Source organism: Bradyrhizobium sp. SMVTL-02, from assembly GCF_051853005.1.
In the GTDB taxonomy this organism is placed as follows: Bacteria; Pseudomonadota; Alphaproteobacteria; order Rhizobiales; family Xanthobacteraceae; genus Bradyrhizobium.
Window position 1 is genome coordinate 3,360,862 of record NZ_CP182469.1, and the last position, 13,808, is coordinate 3,374,669.

The 13,808-nt window shown below is 62.4% G+C and carries 12 protein-coding genes and 1 pseudogene; 12 read left to right on the top strand and 1 reads right to left on the bottom strand.

The window, feature by feature from the left end; genetic code table 11:
• The first annotated feature begins 29 nt into the window (after positions 1 to 29).
• The 9 genes and pseudogenes from ACNJYB_RS15560 (at position 30) to ACNJYB_RS15600 (ending at position 7,842) form a co-directional block, all read left to right on the top strand.
• Positions 30 to 956, top strand: coding sequence for a 3-hydroxyacyl-CoA dehydrogenase (locus tag ACNJYB_RS15560; RefSeq protein ID WP_439374749.1), 927 nt, complete (start codon positions 30 to 32; stop codon positions 954 to 956).
• A 21-nt stretch (positions 957 to 977) separates the two neighbouring features.
• Positions 978 to 1,946: a 3-hydroxyacyl-CoA dehydrogenase NAD-binding domain-containing protein gene (locus ACNJYB_RS15565; RefSeq protein ID WP_439374750.1), complete on the top strand. Its 969-nt coding sequence runs from the start codon at positions 978 to 980 to the stop codon at positions 1,944 to 1,946.
• A gap of 133 nt (positions 1,947 to 2,079) precedes the next feature.
• A pseudogene (locus ACNJYB_RS15570) lies at positions 2,080 to 2,928 on the top strand (heme o synthase); the annotation flags it as partial.
• Between the two features lie 127 nt (positions 2,929 to 3,055).
• Positions 3,056 to 3,934, top strand: a complete 879-nt coding sequence (cyoA, locus tag ACNJYB_RS15575) for a ubiquinol oxidase subunit II (RefSeq protein ID WP_439374751.1) — start codon at positions 3,056 to 3,058, stop codon at positions 3,932 to 3,934.
• Positions 3,935 to 3,936: 2 nt separating this feature from the next.
• The gene (gene cyoB, locus ACNJYB_RS15580) at positions 3,937 to 5,919 is read left to right on the top strand and encodes a cytochrome o ubiquinol oxidase subunit I (RefSeq protein WP_439375565.1); all 1,983 of its coding nucleotides are present in this window, start codon (positions 3,937 to 3,939) and stop codon (positions 5,917 to 5,919) included.
• Positions 5,916 to 6,548 (top strand): cytochrome (ubi)quinol oxidase subunit III, encoded by a 633-nt coding sequence (locus tag ACNJYB_RS15585; RefSeq protein WP_439374752.1) that lies wholly within the window; start codon positions 5,916 to 5,918, stop codon positions 6,546 to 6,548. The genes cyoB and ACNJYB_RS15585 overlap by 4 nt, the downstream gene beginning before the upstream one ends.
• Positions 6,545 to 6,940 carry a cytochrome o ubiquinol oxidase subunit IV gene (gene cyoD / locus ACNJYB_RS15590; RefSeq protein ID WP_439374753.1) on the top strand — a complete coding sequence of 132 codons (396 nt, stop codon included), beginning with the start codon at positions 6,545 to 6,547 and terminating at the stop codon, positions 6,938 to 6,940. The genes ACNJYB_RS15585 and cyoD overlap by 4 nt, the downstream gene beginning before the upstream one ends.
• Before the next feature lie 5 nt (positions 6,941 to 6,945).
• Positions 6,946 to 7,401, top strand: coding sequence for a hypothetical protein (locus tag ACNJYB_RS15595; protein WP_439374754.1), 456 nt, complete (start codon positions 6,946 to 6,948; stop codon positions 7,399 to 7,401).
• A 207-nt stretch (positions 7,402 to 7,608) separates the two neighbouring features.
• Positions 7,609 to 7,842, top strand: coding sequence for a DUF6894 family protein (locus ACNJYB_RS15600; protein WP_439374755.1), 234 nt, complete (start codon positions 7,609 to 7,611; stop codon positions 7,840 to 7,842).
• Between the two features lie 984 nt (positions 7,843 to 8,826).
• On the opposite strand, the gene ACNJYB_RS15605 is transcribed toward ACNJYB_RS15600, so the two are convergent.
• Positions 8,827 to 9,579 (bottom strand): IclR family transcriptional regulator domain-containing protein, encoded by a 753-nt coding sequence (locus tag ACNJYB_RS15605; protein ID WP_439374756.1) that lies wholly within the window; start codon positions 9,577 to 9,579, stop codon positions 8,827 to 8,829.
• Positions 9,580 to 9,727: 148 nt separating this feature from the next.
• On the opposite strand from ACNJYB_RS15605, the gene ACNJYB_RS15610 reads away from it, so the two are divergent.
• The 3 genes from ACNJYB_RS15610 to ACNJYB_RS15620 are packed head-to-tail and all read left to right on the top strand — an operon-like array spanning position 9,728 to position 13,805.
• Positions 9,728 to 10,945 carry an ABC transporter substrate-binding protein gene (locus ACNJYB_RS15610; protein WP_439374757.1) on the top strand — a complete coding sequence of 406 codons (1,218 nt, stop codon included), beginning with the start codon at positions 9,728 to 9,730 and terminating at the stop codon, positions 10,943 to 10,945.
• A 54-nt stretch (positions 10,946 to 10,999) separates the two neighbouring features.
• On the top strand, positions 11,000 to 11,950 hold the full coding sequence (locus ACNJYB_RS15615) for a 3-carboxyethylcatechol 2,3-dioxygenase (RefSeq protein WP_439374758.1): 951 nt from the start codon (positions 11,000 to 11,002) through the stop codon (positions 11,948 to 11,950).
• 43 nt (positions 11,951 to 11,993) lie between these two features.
• Positions 11,994 to 13,805, top strand: coding sequence for an FAD-dependent monooxygenase (locus tag ACNJYB_RS15620; RefSeq protein WP_439374759.1), 1,812 nt, complete (start codon positions 11,994 to 11,996; stop codon positions 13,803 to 13,805).
• The last annotated feature ends 3 nt before the right edge of the window (positions 13,806 to 13,808 follow it).

The following is a 13,808-nucleotide window of genomic DNA, read 5'->3' on the forward strand; positions in this document are numbered from 1 at the left end:
GCCAGCGAACCGACACAAAAGGACAGACCATGACCTTACTCCATGCCACGCAGACAAGAGCCGCATCGGGCGCGACCCGCTCGGGCCGGCTGTTTCTTCTCGACTTGAGCGGCGGCCGCGTCCTGTCGATGGATCCTGACGGCTCGCATTCCCAGCTCATCGCGGCCGACTGCCCCCATCCCGACGGGATTGTCGTCGACGTCGACGCGGGTCACGTCTACTGGACCAATATGGGTGCCGTTCCCGGCCGGAACGACGGCTCCATCGAACGCGCCGATATCGATGGACAGAACCGCAGGTTCATCGTTGCACCGGGCGGCACATTCACGCCGAAGCAGCTCCATCTCGATAAGGAGAACGGCAAGCTCTACTGGTGCGATCGCGAGGGCATGCGAGTGATGCGATCGAATCTCGATGGCTCGCAGATCCAGACGCTCGTCCAGACCGGGCAGGGCGACAATGACCGGCGCGATCAGAGCAGATGGTGTGTTGGGATCACGATCGATCCGGAACGTGGACAGATCTACTGGACGCAGAAGGGCGGAGACAACGCCGAAGTCGGCCGTATATTGCGCGCCGGGATCAACATCCCGAAGGGCGAGACGGCGGCTGATCGCAGCGACATCGAGGTCTTCTTCAACGGGCTCCCGGAGCCGATCGATCTCGAGCTAGATCTCAAGCATCGTATCCTCTACTGGACCGATCGCGGCAATCCCCCGCGCGGCAACACGGTGAACCGCGCGCCCATCGACGCGAAGCCAGCGCAGAATGTGCCGGAGATCGTGGTCTCGGACCTGATGGAAGGCATCGGCATCGCACTGGATGTTCCGGGCAACCGCATGTTCGTAACCGATTTCGCCGGCTCGCTCTATGCGGCGAAGCTCGACGGGACGGAGAAGCGGATGCTTCTCGGTGCCCAGGGAAATCTCACCGGCGTCGCCTACGTCGAAGTCTGACAACCAGATCGGAGCATACCCATGACCAGTACCAAACCCATTCGTCGCGTCGCAATCATCGGCACCGGCGTGATCGGCGCGAGCTGGGCTGCGCAGTACCTCGCCAAGGGACTTGAAGTCGTCGCGACGGACATTGCGCCCGACGCGGAAGCCGCGCTGCGGAAGTTCGTGAAGTCGGCCTGGCCGGCGCTCGAGCGACTTGGCCTATCGCCTGGCGCATCGCTGGCCAAGCTGAAGTTCACCGCCCACCTGGTCGAAGCGGTCGCCGGCGTTGACCTGGTCCAGGAGAACGGACCCGAGCGGCTGGAGTTCAAGCAGAAACTGTACAAGCAGCTCGACGAGCTGCTGCCGCCGGACGTGATCATCGCGTCGAGCTCATCCGGGATCAAGATGAGCGACATTCAGTCGGGCGCTGCTTTGCATCCCGAGCGTTGCGTCATCGGCCACCCCTTCAATCCGCCGCACCTGATCCCTCTGGTTGAGATCGTCGGGGGGACCAAAACCTCGGAACAGACAATCCAGCGGGCGATCGCGTTCTACAAGTCGATCGGCAAGAAGGCCGTAAGGCTCAACAAGGAAATGCCGGGCCATGTCGCCAACCGCCTGCAGGGCGCTTTGGCGCGGGAAGTCTACTACCTCGTTGCGGAGGATGTGCTGAGCGCGGCCGACGTCGACGACGCCTTGTCCTGGGGGCCGGGGCTGCGTTGGGGCATCATGGGCAACATGATGCTCAACCATCTCGGCGGTGGCCATGGCGGCATCGAGCATTTCCTTCACCAGTTTGCCGGTCCGCTGAGCGCGTCGTGGAAAACGCTCGGCTCGCCCGAGCTCACGCCCGAGGTCCGGAAGAAGCTGATTGACGGCGTTCATGCCGAGGTCGGATCGCGCACCATCGAAGAGCTCGAGGCAGAGCGGGACGAGATTTTGCTCGGTCTTCTCGAACTCCGCCGCAAGCGTCCGGGAATGTCGCGCGAGGGCGCCGAAGTCTAGCAGGGGATCGGCCACATCCTCGCAACGGCAAAATCGAAAACCACACCAACGACTGTGGCTTGAGGGATCGATCACCATGTGCATGCCCGCGATTCCGTTACCGCGCCTTCGGCTGACTTCGCGATCCGGCTGGGTGGATCGCCTGCCGCATTTCATCAGCCTGGCCAAGCCGCGCGTCATGGCGCTCGCGCTGTTCACTGCCTTCGTTGGGTTGATGATCGCACCGGTACGCCTGGAACCACTTCCAGGCGTCATCGCAATTCTGGCAATCGCAGCTGGCGCCGGTGCCGCCGGCGCATTGAACATGTGGTACGACGCCGATATCGACGCCGTCATGGCCCGCACCGCGATGCGGCCAATTCCCCGCGGCAAGGTCTCGAAGGCTGAGGCGCTCGTTTTCGGAACCATCCTAGGCACCATCGCCGTCGCGACACTCGCATTGGCGACGAATCTCGCGGCGGCCGCACTGCTCGCCGGCACGATCCTCTTCTATGTCTTCGTCTACACGGCATGGCTGAAGCGGGCGACGCATCAGAACATCGTCATCGGCGGCGCCGCCGGCGCGCTGCCGCCCATGATCGGATGGGCCGCGGCGACCGGGCAAGCCGGGCTCGAGCCGCTCGTGCTTTTCCTCATCATCTTTCTCTGGACGCCGCCCCATTTCTGGGCTCTCGCGCTCAATCGCACAGATGACTACGCCCGGGCCGGCGTTCCCATGCTGCCGCTTGTTGCCGGACGGGGCGCGACGGGCCGGCAGATCCTGATCTACAGCGCCTTGCTTGTCGTCGCTTCGGAGCTGCCTTGGGCACTCGAGCTTGCCGGCGCGATCTATGGCGTAATTGTCGCCGCCTGCGGCGCGGTTTTCCTCTGGCTCGCACTCCAGCTGAGCAGGAGCGCTGGAAACAATCGTCGCGCGGCGCACAGGCTGTTCGCCTTCTCCATCGCCTATCTGTTCCTGCTGTTTGCGACCGTTCTCGTCGATTACAGCAGCGGTTCATTCGCATCGATACGCTTGTCCTATGACGACCGGGGCCGCGTGTCTCCGCCTTCGATGCAACAGCCAAGCGCTGCGCATGACACGCGCACGTCTAGGGTTCGGGAGTCGTGAGATGCGGTACCGTTCGTTCACCCTGCTCCTGTTTGCTGCCGCGACGCTCGGCGGCTGCGATGGAGGCGTGCTGGATCCCAAGGGCCCGATTGCGCTTGCCGAGCGGCAGATCCTGTTCAATGCGACCGGCATCATGCTCGCGATTGTGATCCCGGTGGCCATTGCGACGCTTGGCGTGGCCTTCTGGTTCCGGGCATCGAACGAGCGCGCACGCTATCGGCCGGATTTTGTCTATTCCGGCCGCATTGAGATGCTGGTTTGGTCGATCCCGCTGATGACCGTGCTCCTTGTCGGCACCGTGGCCTGGATCGGCGCCTACGATCTCGACCCGCCCAAGCCGCTTGCCTCCGCCACAAAACCGCTCAAGATCCAGGTCGTCTCGCTCGACTGGAAATGGCTGTTCATCTACCCGGAGCAGGGGATCGCGAGCGTCAATCATCTGACGATCCCGGCCGGCAGACCGGTCAGCTTCGAGCTGACATCCTCAGGCGTCATGAACAGCTTCTTCGTGCCGCAGCTCGCCGGCCAGATCTACACCATGGCCGGAATGGTGACACGCCTGAACCTCGTGGCTGACCATCCCGGCACATATCGCGGGATGTCGGCGAATTACAGCGGCGCGGGCTTCTCCGACATGGTCTTCAAGGTCGACGCGGTGGCGCCCGACGACTTTGCGCAATGGGCTAATGCGACGCGCAGCGCCGGCCCGGTGCTCGACGCACAATCCTATGCCGCGCTGGTGAAGCCGAGCAGGGCGGTTGCGCCCTTTACCTATCGATCGGTTGCGGGCGGCCTGTTCGCTGACATCGCGAATGCCGCAATGGAGCCGGCCGCGGGTCTCTGCGTCGCTTATCCCAAATCCATGAGGGCAGAACGATGAACCTGTTGGGCAAACTCGATTGGACTGCCATTCCGCTTCATGAACCGATCATCATGGGAACGGTAGGAATCGTCGGCGCTGTCGTCCTGGCGGCTCTCGCATGGGTCACCGTCAGGGGACACTGGCTGTATCTCTGGCGAGAGTGGATCACATCGGTCGATCACAAGCGCATCGGCGTGATGTATATCGTCCTCGCGCTGCTCATGCTCGTGCGCGGTTTCGCGGATGGGATCATGATGCGGACGCAGCAAGCGGTTGCTGCCGGCGGTGCGCAGGGATATCTGCCGCCCGAGCATTTTGACCAGATTTTCTCGGCGCACGGCACGATCATGATTTTCTTCGTGGCCATGCCGCTCGTGATCGGACTGATGAATTTTGCCGTGCCGCTGCAGCTCGGCGTCCGCGACGTGGCGTTCCCGACCATGAATTCCGCGAGCCTCTGGCTGACTGCGACGGGAATCCTGCTGATCAACGTCTCGCTTTTCGTCGGTGAGTTCGCAAAGACCGGCTGGGTTGCCTATCCGCCGCTCAGCGAGCTGCAGTTCTCGCCGGGCGTCGGCGTCGACTACTACCTCTGGTCCCTGCAGATCGCGGGCATCGGGACCTTGTTGAGCGGCGTCAATTTCGTGACCACGATCCTGAAGATGCGGGCCCCTGGCATGAGCTACATGCGCATGCCGGTGTTCTGCTGGACGGCGCTCGCCTCGAATTTTCTGATCGTGGCTGCCTTTCCGGTGCTTACCGCGCTGTTCGCAATGCTGCTGCTTGATCGTTATCTCGGCTTTCACTTCTTCACGCTGGACGCCGGCGGAAATGCGATGATGTACGTGAACCTGTTCTGGGTCTGGGGTCACCCCGAAGTCTACATCCTGGTCCTGCCGGCATTCGGCATCTATTCGGAGGTGAGCGCGACATTCTCCGAAAAGACGCTGTTCGGTTACCGGTCGATGGTGGGTGCGACCCTGGCCATCTGCGTGCTCTCCTACACCGTGTGGCTGCATCATTTCTTCACCATGGGTGCCAGCGCCGGCGTAAACGCCTTCTTCGGCATCACAAGCATGATCATCGGGGTGCCGACGGGCGTCAAAGTCTTCAACTGGCTGTTCACGATGTATGGCGGTCGCGTCCGGTTCTCGGTGCCGGTGCTTTGGACAATCGGCTTCATGGTGACGTTCGTGTTCGGAGGCCTGACCGGAGTTCTGCTGGCGTTGCCGGCCGTCGATTGGCAGGTACACAACAGTGTCTTCCTGGTCGCCCATTTCCATCACGTCATCGTCCCGGGTGTCCTGTTCGGCGCGATTGCCGGCTACAATTACTGGTTCCCGAAGGCATTCGGCTTCAAGCTCGATGAGCGCTGGGGTATCGCGGCGTTCTGGTGTTGGTTCATCGGCTTCCATCTCGCCTTCATGCCGCTCTACGTGACCGGCCTCATGGGCATGACCCGCCGCCTGCAGCACTACGATGTCCTCGCCTGGCAGCCCTGGCTGTTGGTCGCCGAGGCCGGCGCCGTCATCGTGATGGCCGGCATCATCTGTCAGGTCGTCCAGCTCGTGGTGTCCATTCGCAACCGCGAACAGCTCCGTGATACGACGGGCGATCCGTGGAACGGCCGCACCTTGGAATGGTCGACCGCGTCACCGCCGCCCGCCTGGAATTTTGCGGTCCTGCCGCGTGTTGATGAGATCGATGCCTTCTGGGCGAAGAAGCAGCGCGTGCTCGCAAAGCAGGACTTGCGTCAGTGGCAGCGCAGCTACGAGCCGATCGAAGTGCCCAAGAATGGTTCAGCCGGATTTTTGACGGCGTTCTTCGCAACGGTCACCGGCTTCGCTCTGATCTGGCACATCTGGTGGTTGGCGGGCCTCGGCCTTCTCGGCGCGGCCGTGACGTGGCTCGCCTTCATGTTCCGCGGGGAGGACGAGGTCGAGATTTCGGAAGAACAGCTCGACCATTTCGATCGGGCACATCAGGTGGAGGTCTCGCTATGAACGTCCTGGTCGATGCAAATGCTGTCCGCACCGGCGAGCCGATTAATGTTAGCGAGGCGGGACTCGCACCCAAGCGAATCGTCGCCGGCTTCGGGTTCTGGATCTTCCTGCTGAGCGACATCGTGATGTTCTCGGCGCTGTTTGCGAGCTATGCCGTGCTCGCAAAGGCGAGTGCGGGCGGCCCGACCGGCGCCCAGTTGTTCGATCAACGCAACGCCGCGATGGAGACCGCCCTTCTACTGCTCTCCAGCTACAGCTGTGGTCTGATGTCGTTGGCCATCAATTCGCGCCATCAGCTCGGCACCTGCCTTGGTGCCGTGGTGACGATCCTCCTGGGGGCGGCATTTCTCAATCTCGAATTCCGCGAATTCCAGGACATGGTTGCGGCGGGGGCGTCACCGCAACGTAGCGCATTTCTTTCCGCCTTCTTCACGCTGGTCGGTTGTCACGGACTGCACGTAGTGATCGGACTGGTCTGGCTCGTCCTCATGATGGTTCAGCTGTCGCTAAGGGGATTTCAAGCCGTCGTGGTGCGCCGCCTGCACTGCTTCTCGCTGTTCTGGCACGCGCTCGACATCGTCTGGGTCCTGATATTCACGATTGTCTACCTGATGGGAGTCCTTCCATGACTGAAATGCGTTGGGACGTTGCACCGGGAGACAGGCCAGCCATCCCGGCCGCGGAGCGAAGCGCCTCTGCGGGCGTTCTCGTGTACACGATCGGCCTGCTGCTGGCAGCGATCCTGACGGCGACGTCCTTCTGGGTGGCCAACACTTCGGCGATCTGGGCTCCCGGCGTGCCGGCCGGGCTTGCTGTCCTGGCCATCGCTCAGATGGGGGTGCACCTGGTTTTCTTTCTTCACATCACCACGGGAGCGGACAGCACTCACAATGTCCTGGCGCTGGCATTTGGCGTGCTCATCGTATTTTTGGTTCTCGCGGGGTCGCTCGTGATCATGGCGAACTTGAATGAGAACATGATGGCGCACGGCGAGGTGATGAATTTGCAAATGCGACGCTGAACGATATGGATGCTTCCATCATCTCTGCACTCGCGGCTCTCTCCGGCGCAACTATTGGCGGCCTGACGAGCGGGGTGGCGAATTGGCTGAATCACCGAAGCCAGATCCGCGCGCAATGGCTGCTCCATGAGAAGAACCGGCGACAGATACTCTATCGGGATTTCATCGAAGAAGCCGCGAGATGTCACATCGATGCGCTTCAGCATCATGAGGTCGGCGATGGCGCCCCGGGACTGGTTGCGCTGTATGCAAAGCTCAACAGGATGCGGGTGCTGTCCTCGAAGCCGGTCGTGCGAAGCGCCGAGCACATCGCCAAGACGATCATGGACACCTATCTAGAGCCGGACAAGAGTTTCGGCGAACTGCGTGACATGGCAAAATGCGGATCCATCGATCTGCTGCGCGAATTCAGCGAAGCCTGTCGTGAGGAGTTCGACGAGATGCGCGACCGCCAGCTTTGACCGGGGATACGGGCAGTGGCACCCTTGAGAGGCACCATCCCGCCTGTCCAGCGGAACCGTCGCTCGCATCGAATGTCACGGGCCTCCTGGGCGGATACGTCGGCCTGCTGTCGACAGCAACCCATGACAAAATCACGGCAACCAGAGCAAAGCCGTGGCCGGTGAAATCCTGCATAACGGATTGGTACCGGTCGAAGGAAGTCGGACATGACCCAGGTATATTTTCACCGCTCCACGACGAAGAAGGTTTTTCTCGATCACCACGGCGCCGTGGTGAGCGATCTCGCTGAGGCACGCGATCACGCGACCCGGCTCGTGCAATCCTTCATCAAGGAGCACAGCCTTGAGGATTGGCGTGACTGGGTCCTGCATGTCAGCGACGACCAGGGCGATGAGCTGTTCGTCGTGCCTTTCGTCTTCGTACTTGGCAAGCCGCATTGAGGTCAGCATGGGCGCAATACGATCGCGACAGCGCTGCTTCGCCGAAGGGTGAACGAAGTCGCGAGAAGAGTGCAGACTCATCGGGATGGCTCACGATCCGTATCGGCCCGAGCGTCACCACATGCGCGGGCCAGGCCCAAAATGGTTCGCCAAACATGGCGGATCCGCATCCGTCACGATTTTGCGGAACGCAAGCGTTGAGTTCCCGGCGCGTCTCTCCTCCCTGTCCCTCGCCGGGCTTCCCGCGGCCGGTCCTTTCCCCTCCCGAGGACCGGCCGCCCCTTCTTGGCCCGATCCGAGAAACAGCATTGAGACGCGAACTCAACAACGCGAATGACCAGGACACCTGGAGCGCACAATGAAGAAATGTCTCACCCATGCGATCGCCGCGAGTTGCCTGACGGCTTCGTATCGGCCGCACAAGCCCACTCGTCCTCTGACGGGTCATGGGACTTCGCCCGTAATCTCATGGCTCCGGATCGGCCGGTTGTGCGATCCAATTTCGTCATCTCCTTCACGCGCTATTAGGCCTTTTCCTAACTAAGCTCACGTCAACCGTTGGATTCAAGCCGACTTCATTGGCCCAGCCGATTTCAGACTGCGGTTGAATGTGCGTCGTCTTTGGCGTTCTCTTTGTGTCGATGCGTCTTGCGAAGAAATCGCTTCACACGTGCGACTGAGAAGCTGGCGTTCGCTTGAGAGGCAAAGCGACCGTAAGGGGGCGGAGGAAAAGTGGATAACGCTTCGAGAGAGGCAGTCGGACTATGCAACGCGTCACGCAGCGTCGTCGGTTCATTCTGATCTCTGATACGTCGGGCCGCGATAACAGTGATCTGCCTCATCGATTCAGACCTGTGGGGCCTAGAGTGACTACGTCCGCTTCGCTCCAATAGCGACCAAGTTCGTGCGGCAGCGCGATATGTCGCGATGGGCCACACGAGCGGTTTAGTCCTATCGCGCTGAGCGGAAGCGCGTGACAAGTTGTCAGGGGATCTTTCCGCGCGCCTTGTTAGCGGCAGACCACCGCCGCTCGATCTCTTTTACAGCCCTCTTCATGCTCGCCAGATACTTCTTGGCTGCCATTTCAGGAGTCATCGAGGATGAGAAGAAGATCAGATTGAGACTGCCGAGAACGGGCCCCCCGCTTGGAATGGCCAGTGCGATCGCACTGATGCCCGCCTCCGATCCACCAACCGACGATGCGTAGCCGTCCTTCTTTGTTTGCGCTAGAATATCGTTGATGAAGCGGTTGTCCTTCGCCAACGCCGCGTCTTCCTCGACCAGCGATGCGGTCAGGTCCAGCATTTCACGCCGTAGCGTCGGCTCGGAGGCGGCCAGGATGGCCTTCCCAAGCGCACTGCGCACCAAGGATCTCCTCCTTCCGACCATTGAGCGATGAACGGAGAACGGACTGAAAGGATGCGTGCTCTCCCGGATGAGCACCGAGCCAAGCTCGAAGACGCCGAAGTCACTGGGCCATGAAACGTCATCCAGAAGACCGAACATCGCGGGCAGAGCCGCCTGGCTCGATAAGTCGCGCGAAGACACCCCTTCGCTCAAGGCGCGCACCTGCGGCGTCAACGCGAACAGCGCGTTCGTCTCGTCCAAGGTCACGTAGCCATCTTCGCGTAACGTATCGAGCAAGCGATAGCAGGTTGTCCGGTTGAGGCCGGTCCTCTTCGCGAGCTGCACGACGCTCGACGGCCCGCTCGCGTTGAGCTCGTTGATCAGGGCCAACCCTCGGGAAAGTGCCCTGACGTTGCGAGCATGATCGCCTCCAGTCGTGTTCGCAGTGCGAACATTTCACAGACCGACATGGAATCATAGTTCAATCTGAGGCAATCCATCGCCCGCACGCCCAAACAGGCGGCGACGGGAGGAAACGATGGTTCATTCAAGCTTCTATTTGTCCGCGGCCGTGTGTCTGGTCTTGGTGGCGCCAGCGGCGGCGCAGACCACCCGAGGCACTCCGAACCTCAGCGATGGCAGGGTCAAGATCGGCGTTCTGACCGACATTGCCGGTCCGACATCCATGGCGAACGGCAAGGGTTCGGTCGTCGCCGCCCAGATGGCTGCCGAGGACTTCGGCGCTGGCCTGAACGTCGAAGTGATCTCGGCCGACCATTCCGGCAAGCCCGACATCGGATCCCAGATCGCCGGCCGCTGGTTCGACGTGGAAGGCGTCGATGCAGTCGCGGACATGCAGGGCTCGCCGATCGGCTTCGCCGTGCAGAACATGGCCGCGCAGAAGAGCAAGATCATGCTGCTTTCGGGATCGACCTCCTCGGACTTCAACGGCAAGGCCTGCTCGCCGCTCACGGTCCAGTGGACGGTCGATACCTACAATCTCGCAAAGGGCGCAGCCAAGTCCGTGATCGAGGCAGGTGGAACCAAGTGGTACTTCCTGACCGTCGATCAGGCGTACGGCAATGCCTTGACGCGCGATACGTCAGAGCAAGTCAAGCTCAACGGCGGCCAAGTGGTGGGCAACTCCGTGTTTCCGCCGAACACGTCCGACTTTGCATCCTTTCTGCTGACCGCCTCCAGCGCCGGCGCCAATGTCATCGCGATCGCGGCTTCCAGCGGCGATACCGTGACCGCGCTGAAGCAGGCCGATGAATTCGGGCTGAGCGCGAAAGCCAAGATCGTGCCGCTGCAATCGGTGCTGACGGACGTGCACGCGGTGGGCCTGAAGATCGCGCATGACGCCTACGAAGTGTCCCCGTTCTACTGGGACCGGACGTCCGAAACGCGCGCTTGGGCCGAGAAATTCTTCACGAAGGCGAAGCAGATGCCGACCGGTTTCCACGCCGGCGTCTACTCCTCGGTCGCGCACTACTTGAAGGCAGTGAAGGCGACCGGCACCGACGACGCACCGACCGTGATGAAGCAGATGGAAAAGGAGCGGGTACACGACTTCTTCGCGGCCGACGGCTACATCCGCGAAGACCGCAAGATGATCCACGACATGTACCTGCTCCAGGTGAAGAAGCCCGGAGAGAACAAGGGCGATTGGGATCTCTACAACGTCATGCAGACGTTGCCTGGTGAATCCGTCAACCGCCCGCTTTCCGAAAGTCCATGCCCGCTGGTGAAGAAGTAGGCCGCCGCAGCCAACCGTTCGACAACTCAACTCGGCGTTCGAAGGAATTCGACCATGTCAGTCGCCATCGTCTGCGCTTCCCATACTCCTCTGATGTACAAGGGGCCTGCCAGCAATGAGACCGAGCAACGCGTCCGAACCGCGTTCGGACGCCTCGGAAGCTTCGTGAGGGAGTTCGCGCCGGACTACATCGTCCAGTTCGCGCCTGATCACTTCAACGGCTTCTTCTACGACCTGATGCCCTCGTTCTGCGTCGGAGCCGGCGCTGTGTCCCTGGGCGACTGGGGAGGCGGGACGGGCCCGCTGGACGTTCCGGAGAAAACGGCGCTCGAACTCATCGACCATGTGCGGGCCGAGGATTTCGACGTCGCGGTGTCCTACCGCATGCCGGTCGATCACGGCTTCGTCCAGTTGTGGGAAGCGATGCTCGGGGACTTCAAGTCCATCCCGATCTTGCCGATCTTCGTGAACGCCGCCGCGCCGCCGGTGCCGACCTATCGCCGGGCCCGCCAACTCGGTGAATCCGTCGGCCGCTTCGCGATGCGGTCCGGCAAGCGGGTGCTGTTTGCCGCGTCCGGTGGACTGTCGCACGATCCACCGCTTCCATCGATCAAGGATGCACCGCCCGAAATCCGTGAACGCCTGATCAACGGCCGGAATCCGACGGCCGAGGCCAAGGAAGCCCGCGAGAAGCGCGTGCTCGAGGCGGGTGTTCTCGCCGAGGCGGGCAAGGGGCCGTGCCAACCGCTCAATCCCGAGTGGGACGCGGAGTTCATGGACATCCTTCGCAGCGGCCAGATCTGGCGCGCGGACGCCCTCGACACCGGCAAGGTCCGTGACGTCGCGGGGCGCGGCGCCAACGAGGTGCTCGCATGGGTCGCCGCCTTCGGGGCCTTTTCCACGGGCGGCCACTTCAAGATGGAGCAGGAATTCTACGAAGCGATTCCGGGCTGGATCGCGGGCATGGCGATGATGGCGGCGAGGCAGGCCGACGGCGCTCATTGATCGACTAAAGCCCGCGCGAATGCGGGCATCGCGGAGCAGGCAAATGGCATACGAAACGGACGTGCTCATCATCGGCGCCGGCCCCACGGGCTCGACGACCGCCCTGGCGCTCGCCAATTGCGGCGTTCGCAGTCACATCGTCTCGCGCGGCAACTGGATGGCCGACAGCCCGCGCGCCCACATTACGAACCAGCGCGCCAACGAGGTCTTCCGCGATCTCGGGATCGCGGAAGACGTCGCCCGGTACGCGAGCCCCTGGGAGCTTATGGGCGACACGACCTTCACGACCAGCCTGGCCGGCTCCGAGCTGATCCGGATGCGGACGTGGGGGACCGGCGATGATCGCCGCGGCGATTATCTGCGCGCAAGTCCCTGCGGCATGGTCGACATCATCCAGCCGCTGCTTGAGCCAATACTGTTCCAAAAGGCGGCCGAGAAGGGCGCGACCTTCGCGTTCAACACCGAATACATCCGTCATGAGCAGGATGCGGACTGGGTGACGGCCACGCTGCGCGATCGCCTCGACGGGCGAGAGTACACCGTGCGCGCGCATTACATGGTCGGCGCGGACGGCGCGCGCTCGATGGTGGTGGACCATCTGGGCTTGCCGATCGAAGGCCAGATGGCGCGCGCCGGCACCGTCTACACCGTCTTCAACTGTGACCTGACCAGATACAGCAAACATCGGCCGAGCATCCTGAACTGGATCGTGACGCCGGATGCGAGCTTCGGCGAGATCGGCATGGGCCTGCTGCGGGCCGTGCATCCGTGGACGCAGTGGATCGCCGGTTGGGGTTTCGACATCAGCAAGGGCGAGCCGGACTTATCTCCGGAAGCGATCATTCCGAAGATCAAGGTTCTGATCGGCGACCCGTCCGTCCACATCGACATCGTGCGCACATCGATCTGGTACGTGAACCAGGCCTACGCGACCCAGTATTCGAAGGGCAGGGTGCACTGCGGCGGCGACGCGGTCCACCGGCACCCGCCGTCGAGCGGATTGGGCAACAACACCTGCGTCCAGGATGCCCACAACCTCGGTTGGAAGCTCGCCTACTCGGTGAAGGGCTGGGCCGGTCCGAAGCTGCTGGAAAGCTACTCGCAGGAGCGGGCGCCGGTCGGAAAGCAGATCGTGCTGCGGGCGAACCAGTCCCGGCTCGATTACGCCCCGCTTAACGCGTGCTTCAGGGTGCAGGGCGCGGAGAACCCGGTTGCTGCAGGCATCGCGCGCTTCCGCGATCCGGGTCCGGAAGGCGTGGCCGCCCGGAAGGCGGCCCAGGCGGCGCTGGACCTGAAGCAGACGGAGTTCAATGCCCAGGGCACTGAGATGAACCAGCGGTACGAATCCTCGGCCGTGCTTCCCGACGTCGATGCCAAGCCGGAGGAGTGGCGGCGAGATCGCGGCCTCTACCATCAACCGACGTCGCGCCCGGGCGCCAAGATCCCGCATGCATGGCTCGTCGATCGTGACGGCTTGCGCGTGTCGACACTCGACGTGACCGGAAAGGGCCTCTTCACCGTCGTGACCGGCCTCGCCGGCGCGGCATGGAAGGAAGCAGCGCTGCGCCTCGATCTGCCGTTCCTCCGCGTCGTGGTGACGGGCTCGCCGGAGGCGCAGGACCTCTATTGCGAGTGGCAGCGCATCCGGGAGATCGAGGAAGCCGGTGTTCTGCTTGTCCGCCCGGACGGCGTGATCGCCTGGCGCGAAGTGGAGGGGACGTCCGACGCGAGCGCAGCCTTCGACCGGCTCAGCGCAGCCATCCGGAAGGTCCTCGATCTTCAGGACCTCTCGGCCATCCCGCGCGAGAAACGATCCTCTCCGTCGAAGCCCAGCGGCACGCCGCTTTTCGCCTGACAT

Excerpts from the sequence above, each read along its gene's own strand:
- ACNJYB_RS15560 (WP_439374749.1), top strand. The coding sequence starts at position 30 with ATGACCTTACTCCATGCCACGCAGACAAGAGCCGCATCGGGCGCGACC.
- ACNJYB_RS15565 (WP_439374750.1), top strand. The coding sequence starts at position 978 with ATGACCAGTACCAAACCCATTCGTCGCGTCGCAATCATCGGCACCGGC.
- cyoA (WP_439374751.1), top strand. The coding sequence starts at position 3,056 with ATGCGGTACCGTTCGTTCACCCTGCTCCTGTTTGCTGCCGCGACGCTC.
- ACNJYB_RS15585 (WP_439374752.1), top strand. The coding sequence starts at position 5,916 with ATGAACGTCCTGGTCGATGCAAATGCTGTCCGCACCGGCGAGCCGATT.
- cyoD (WP_439374753.1), top strand. The coding sequence starts at position 6,545 with ATGACTGAAATGCGTTGGGACGTTGCACCGGGAGACAGGCCAGCCATC.
- ACNJYB_RS15595 (WP_439374754.1), top strand. The coding sequence starts at position 6,946 with ATGGATGCTTCCATCATCTCTGCACTCGCGGCTCTCTCCGGCGCAACT.
- ACNJYB_RS15600 (WP_439374755.1), top strand. The coding sequence starts at position 7,609 with ATGACCCAGGTATATTTTCACCGCTCCACGACGAAGAAGGTTTTTCTC.
- ACNJYB_RS15610 (WP_439374757.1), top strand. The coding sequence starts at position 9,728 with ATGGTTCATTCAAGCTTCTATTTGTCCGCGGCCGTGTGTCTGGTCTTG.
- ACNJYB_RS15615 (WP_439374758.1), top strand. The coding sequence starts at position 11,000 with ATGTCAGTCGCCATCGTCTGCGCTTCCCATACTCCTCTGATGTACAAG.
- ACNJYB_RS15620 (WP_439374759.1), top strand. The coding sequence starts at position 11,994 with ATGGCATACGAAACGGACGTGCTCATCATCGGCGCCGGCCCCACGGGC.